Source organism: Amycolatopsis sp. NPDC005232, assembly GCF_040607795.1.
GTDB lineage: Bacteria > Actinomycetota > Actinomycetes > Mycobacteriales > Pseudonocardiaceae > Amycolatopsis.
Map to the genome: position 1 here is coordinate 1 of NZ_JBEXHL010000083.1, position 5,909 is coordinate 5,909.

At 68.2% G+C, this 5,909-nt stretch carries 5 protein-coding genes and 1 pseudogene; 2 read left to right on the plus strand and 4 right to left on the minus strand.

All coding sequences use genetic code 11. From position 1 onward, the window contains the following. Positions 1–364: 364 nt before the first annotated feature. On the minus strand, positions 365–706 hold the full coding sequence (locus ABZU76_RS51460) for a hypothetical protein (RefSeq protein ID WP_354885830.1): 342 nt from the start codon (positions 704–706) through the stop codon (positions 365–367). A gap of 497 nt (positions 707–1,203) precedes the next feature. Here ABZU76_RS51460 and ABZU76_RS51465 point away from each other — a divergent pair. Then, positions 1,204–1,598 (plus strand): annotated as a pseudogene (locus ABZU76_RS51465) (nitroreductase family deazaflavin-dependent oxidoreductase). A gap of 112 nt (positions 1,599–1,710) precedes the next feature. Here the strand turns inward: ABZU76_RS51465 and ABZU76_RS51470 are convergent. After that, positions 1,711–2,265 (minus strand): hypothetical protein, encoded by a 555-nt coding sequence (locus ABZU76_RS51470; RefSeq protein WP_354885833.1) that lies wholly within the window; start codon positions 2,263–2,265, stop codon positions 1,711–1,713. Positions 2,266–2,310: 45 nt separating this feature from the next. Then, positions 2,311–3,072: a sulfite exporter TauE/SafE family protein gene (locus ABZU76_RS51475; protein WP_354885836.1), complete on the minus strand. Its 762-nt coding sequence runs from the start codon at positions 3,070–3,072 to the stop codon at positions 2,311–2,313. An 83-nt stretch (positions 3,073–3,155) separates the two neighbouring features. On the opposite strand from ABZU76_RS51475, the gene ABZU76_RS51480 reads away from it, so the two are divergent. Beyond that, positions 3,156–4,106, plus strand: coding sequence for a LysR family transcriptional regulator (locus tag ABZU76_RS51480; RefSeq protein ID WP_354885839.1), 951 nt, complete (start codon positions 3,156–3,158; stop codon positions 4,104–4,106). 234 nt (positions 4,107–4,340) lie between these two features. Here the strand turns inward: ABZU76_RS51480 and ABZU76_RS51485 are convergent, their stop codons facing one another. After that, a complete protein-coding gene (locus ABZU76_RS51485) occupies positions 4,341–5,159 on the minus strand; it encodes an alpha/beta hydrolase (RefSeq protein WP_354885842.1) in 819 nt (272 codons plus the stop codon). Between the last annotated feature and the right edge of the window lie 750 nt (positions 5,160–5,909).

Consider the following 5,909-nt stretch of genomic DNA (forward strand, 5'->3'; position numbering starts at 1 on the left):
GCCCCAGGTGGCAGGCGGATCTCGGCGATGTCCGCGGGGAAGCGTGGCCCGGTGATCTGCCGCCGGCGATATCCGGTGACGGGATCACGCCACTCGTCACCACCGTCTGGCAAGCTGGGCGCTATGACCGACCCGCGTGACCAGTGATGTGCCTTCCACTTCTCCCCGCGCAACCCCGCCGGGCCGAGGCAGGGTGACATGGCGCGGTCTCGTCCACGACGGTCCACAGCGGACAGCCGAGCCTCGTGCACGCGGCGCAGCTGAGGAAATCGATTGTGAACTTCCAGTCGGCGGTTTCCACGTCACGCGTACTCGGCACGTGGGACCGCGAGAGGCGGGGCCGGGACCTCGGGCGGGGACCGGTTCAGTCGCGCCGGTGCCGTCCGGTGCGGAAGAGTTGCCGCGGCGGACGGACGGGCCGGTCCTCGGCCAGGTGCCGGGGCACGCCGGGATCGGTCAGCTCGCCGATGAGATCGGCGACCGCCACTAATCGGGTCGTGGCGGGCTCCGGCGACCCGGCGTCCACGAGCGGAACCCACGCGCTACCCGGTTCGGCTGCATCCACGCAGGACCCCACGACCACGCCGGCGCGGACCACCACCCCCTCACCGCCTGCCTCCCGTTCGAGGTAGGCCAGGTGCCGTCCCACCGTGTAGTCCACGGCTCTCGCTCCGACCGCGGCTCGCTTCTTGACGTCGTCGGCCATCGCCGCCCCTCCTGATGATCTCCGGGAGAACGACCGCCGGGTCCGGGGCGGCGCAACACTCGGCAGGCGACTCTACCGGGAAACCAGACGAAGGCACGTGAATTCCCCCGAACAGCGGACGGACCACCGTCCGAAGTAGAGGATGTGCGACACCGGAATCCCAGTCCGGTGGGCCCGGCCGCCGGCGGATCGCCGAACGTCCCCGCGCCGAACCCGGCGAATCCACTGTGGCAGCCCGATCGCACGACAGGACCACCCGGATTCGCCGCCTCGCGGCTCGGGGCGTCAGTCGCCGGGTGGTGCGGCGTCGAGGATGTCGGTGGCGCGGACCATGTTCACGGGCGCGTCCGGCTCCGTGCCACGTTGCTGGACCGGCACCCAGGTGGTGCTGGTGTGTTCGTCGCACCATCGAGTGATTACCCATCTACTCGCGCGGGCGCGGGCGCTCCGGCAAGGAGACGCCGTATTCCTGCCTAACGAACCAGAAGGGAGCACGAATGCTTGACAGTGACGAGCACGTCCGCCGCTACGAGGAGACCGACGGCGAAGGCGGCCACGACTGGCAGCCGGGGGTGCCGGCACTGGTCCTGACCACCAAGGGCGGCGAGGACGCAAACTCGCGCTGATCTACCAGGAGGTGGACGGCAACCCGGTGATCGTGGCGTCCAACGGCGGCGCCCTGAAGCCCCCGAGCTGGTACCTCAACCTGCAGGCCGAGCCCGAGGTCCGCGTGCAGGTGAAGGCGGACAAGTTCACCGCCCGCGCTTGCACGGTTGAGGGAGACGAGCGCGCGAAGCTGTGGGAAAAGATGGCCCAGGTGTGGCCGTACTACGACGAGTACACAAAGAGGACCGATCGCGAGATCCCCGTGGTCGTGCTCGAACGGATGTGACCTGCGGCGTGTCCGGTGTCCGCGGACCCGCCGAGTCGGGTCGAGCCGAGATCGGCGACGAATGACGTTCATGGCCCCGCGACACCGGACGCGCAGACACCGGGGGAGAGCTTCACAGTTCCATGCTCGGCTTACGTCGTCGGGTATCCCTCCGGGCCAAGGCACCGGAGACTGGCGCGGTGCCGAGGCCGTTGTCGCCATCGCTGTGGCGCAGCACCCAGTCGTCGAGGTCGAGGGCAATTTCCAATGGTTCCCTGACCATGTAGGCCCGCAGGCTGGTCACCTCGCCGGCTGCTCCGGTCGCGTGATCCTCTTCGGAGAGCAGTGCCGAGAAAGCGGCCTCGGACATCGCGTAGCGCGCTCGAGTGGTCTCGGGTGACACCTGCAGCACGTCGCCGATGACCTGCCAGTCGGCGCCGCCCACACGCTCGAACACGACGGCGGCTTCGAAGAACCGCTCGGCGAGAGTGAGCACTCGGGCGGCGTGAGCCAGCGCAGTGCCTGGTGCACAAGTCGTGCCGTCGGGGTTCAGCTCATGCTCGCCGATCGGGACGGCGAAACGCGCGAAGTCGGCCAGTTCGCAAGCTGCGTAGGCCATCACCAGCCTCGCTCGCGCCGCGTCCGTGTACGGTGCGGCGGCTCCCGCGCCAATTTCGGTCATGTCCACCTCAATTCTCCCGGTTGCTGATGATCGCTGCGGATCCCCGAGACGTCAGCCACGCAGGAAATACAGGACGGTCGTGATCACAGCGGTGGTCAGGAGGACGCCTCGCAGCAGCCAGGCGGGAAAACGGCGGGCCAGGTAGGCGCCGGCGAATCCTCCGGCCACGGCGCCGACCAACATCGCGGCGAGCATGAGCGGAGCGCTCAGTGCGTCCGAGGCGATGAGGAACAGCACGCTCGAGCTGAGAAAAATGGCGGCGAGTTGGGTGACCCGCATCGGGTTGCTGACCGCCGTGTCCAGGGCGAGGCCGATGCTCCAGAGGGCCACCGTAAGGATGCCTACGGCTCCGCCGAAGTATCCGCCGTACACCGCGAGGAAGAACTGGGCGATCAGGACCGCTCGTGAACTCATGCGAACCGAGCGACCCAGTACCCTGCTCACTGCCCCGGAGACGTAGCGGCCCAAGGCGAGGGTCACTGTGGCGAACGCCAGCAGCCAGGGCGACGCGGCGTCGAACGACGCTGCCGGCAACACCAGCACCAGGCCGGCACCGACGCCACTGCCGATCACGCTGACCGTGGTCAGCGCCTTCGTGGACGTTTGCCCGACGGGGGTCAGGTCGTGTCGGTAGACCCACGCGCTGGCCACGGCGGCGGGCGCGAGGGCGAGCCGCGACACCGCGTTGGCCATCACCGGCGGCATGCCGGCGGCGACGAGTGCGGGCAGCGCGACGAAGGTTCCGCCGCCCCCGATGGCGTTCAGCGCCCCGGCGGCGACGCCGGCCAGCAGGATCAGAAAAGACTCACTCACACGCCGAGCATCCGGCACGGACAAGTAATTCCACAATGCGGAATAGACGTACTCAGCCTAAGGCGGTGCCTTAGGCTGAGGCGATGCGCTATGACCTGGACGACCTGCGGCTGTTCCTCCACATCGTCACGGAGGGGTCGATCACGGCGGGCGCCCATCGCATGCACCTGAGCCTGCCCTCGGCCAGTGCCCGGGTGCGTTCGCTGGAACACCACGCCGGGGTGGCGCTGCTGGTCCGCGGTCGGCGGGGCGTGCGTCCCACACCCGCGGGGACGACCCTGGCCCGCCACGCACGCGACGTACTCGACCAGACCGTCCGCCTCGATAACGCCGTCGCGAGCTACACCCGGTCTCCGACCGCTCCGCTGATCCTGCTGGGCGGGGGCTCCGCGATGCACCGGCTCGTGCCGCAAGCCCTGATCTCCTTCCTCGGCACCCACCCGGACATCGATGTCACCGTGTCCGAGAGCCGCACTCCGCAGACAGTGCGCATGCTCGCCGACGGGGAGGCCGATCTGGGGGTCGTCCTCGACGACGAGGCCGACGGCTGCGGCCTGCGGGTGGAGCCCCTCGCCGACGACTCTCTCGTCGTGATCGGCCAGGCCGGAGGGATCCTTGCCGGCAGGACCGCGCTGACCTACGGCGAGGTGGCCGAGCACCCACTCGTCGGCCTCGACGCCGACTCGTCGCTGCGCCGCTGGATCGAGAAACACCTGGGGCCCCACGCCCCGGTGGTGCGCCACCGCACCACCGTCGCCAACCTGAGCGTCCTCATCTCCCTCGCCGCCGCCGGCGTCGGGCTGGCCGTCGTGCCCCGTCGTGCCATCGACCCCGACCAGCCCCTCGACGTGTGCGAGCTGCAGGACCCCTGGGCTCGCCGCCACCATCTACTGGCCTGGGCGATCAAGGACGGCGCCGCGTCACCGGCGGCCGACGCACTCGCCGAACACCTGCGCCGCGCGGCCCTGTCCGAGCCTTCCTTCCGCAACGCCCACGAAGACCCCGTCGGCCGACAACCCTTCCACCACGGCTGACCGGATACCGGACGCGGGCCAAGTTCTACCAACCGTCAGAATCGGCTGTGCCGCCCCAGGAGGGTATCGAGCCGCAAGAAGGACACGTGCCCGCTGGTGTGCAAGATACCGACGTGGCGTCCCGCCAGCACGCGCCGAACACAACGCTCCGTTCTGAGCAGCCGCGACCGTCGACGCTCTGGCCGACGGAATCGGCGCGGAGGAGTGTTAGGTCGGTGGACTTCGTCCGGACTCTTAGAGTTCCTTGAGGAACTCGAGTACGGCTGTGTTGAACGCCTCGGGTTCCTCCCAGAACGGTGAGTGGCCGCTTTCGTCGAACAGGACGAGGGAGGTCTGCGGGATCAGCTCTGCAAGCGATTCCCAGACCGGAGTCGGATAGATCTGGCTCTTGCGGCCGTGTGCGAGGAGCACCGGTACGTCGATGGAGGGCAGCATCGGGCGCCAGTCCTGGCTGGAGAACGAGACCCACAGCGCGAGCGCGGTGAGGTCCGGCACCGTGGTCGACTCGTCGGCCCACCACGCCAGCACCTCGGGCTCCGGGGCACTCCCGGCCGCGAACATGGCGGGCACCAGCGTGCTCATCAGACCGGTCCGGTCGGCGATCATCTGCCGCTGCACGTCCAGTGAGCTTCGGGCGTCCAGCGTGCCGAACACGCCATGCGGCCAGCCCTCGTCCGCGAACAGGTAGGGGGTCATGTCGATGTCGATGACCCCGGCGAGGCGTTCGGTGCCGAACTGGGCCAGGTAGTTGTAGACGGTGGCCATGCCCATCGACCAACCGGCCAGCACCGCGTCTCGCAGGTCGAGCGCGGCCAGCACAGTGTCGACGTCTCGGCCGACCTGCTCCATGGTCAGGTGCACCAGCTCCTTGCCGGAGCGCCCGTGTCCGCGCGAGTCGATGGTGATGACTCGATGGTGGGCGGCGAGTGCTTTGACGTTCTTGTGGAAGAAGCGACCGTTCATCGTCCATCCGTGGATCAGGACGATCGGGCGGCCGCTGCCGGTGGATTCGTAATGCAGAAGGACACCGTCAGATGCCGGGACGAAGGGCATGTCCGCTCCTTTGCGGGACGGTTCCGGGTGCGCACCGTGTTCGCGCGTGCCAGGAACGATTCGGGCCAGAGGCGCAGGTCCAGTTGCGTGGGAAGACAGCAAAGCACGATCAGGAGGCGTGGTCAACAAACAGTTGTTGCGCACGGACAGTGACGAAATCGCCGGCTGTGGGCCTCGAGTTTCACCGTGCAGGGACCGTGCCCTCCGTACCCGGAGATTCCTTGCGGGACACCTTTGGTTGACGCGTGTTTAGCGGCATGGCGGAGACCGATCGCACGGCGTGCACGCGGTGCTCGGAGGTATGTTTGAGGATCCGATGACGTCGCCGTGCGGCCTGTCTTATGCCGTGACGAGAATCGAACCGGACCATGTCGTGGTCACCGAGTCCAGGGGATGAGCATGAATCTCTCCGCGGAGCATTCCGGCCCACGACAACGGCGACGATGAGAACCGAGCTCGATGCGTCAGCCGTCGTCCTTCTGACGACCCCAGCCCTGTGACGGTCCGCCCGGCAATGCGGCCGAGGTGGCATCGAGGTACGGCGGAAACTCCATAGTTCGTTCAGTCAACGGAGCGTCCAGTAGCCAATGCTGCACGCCGACCGCGCCAGCGGCCGTTTGGTGGCGATCGTGGCGAACTTCCTGCCGGCGGGGCCGTATTCGCGAAGCCTGGTGGGACTCAATCGCCGCACATCCAGCCGTATTTGCCGAGTCGTGGCCGGAGTACGCGGTCGACGCTCCACATGGCGTT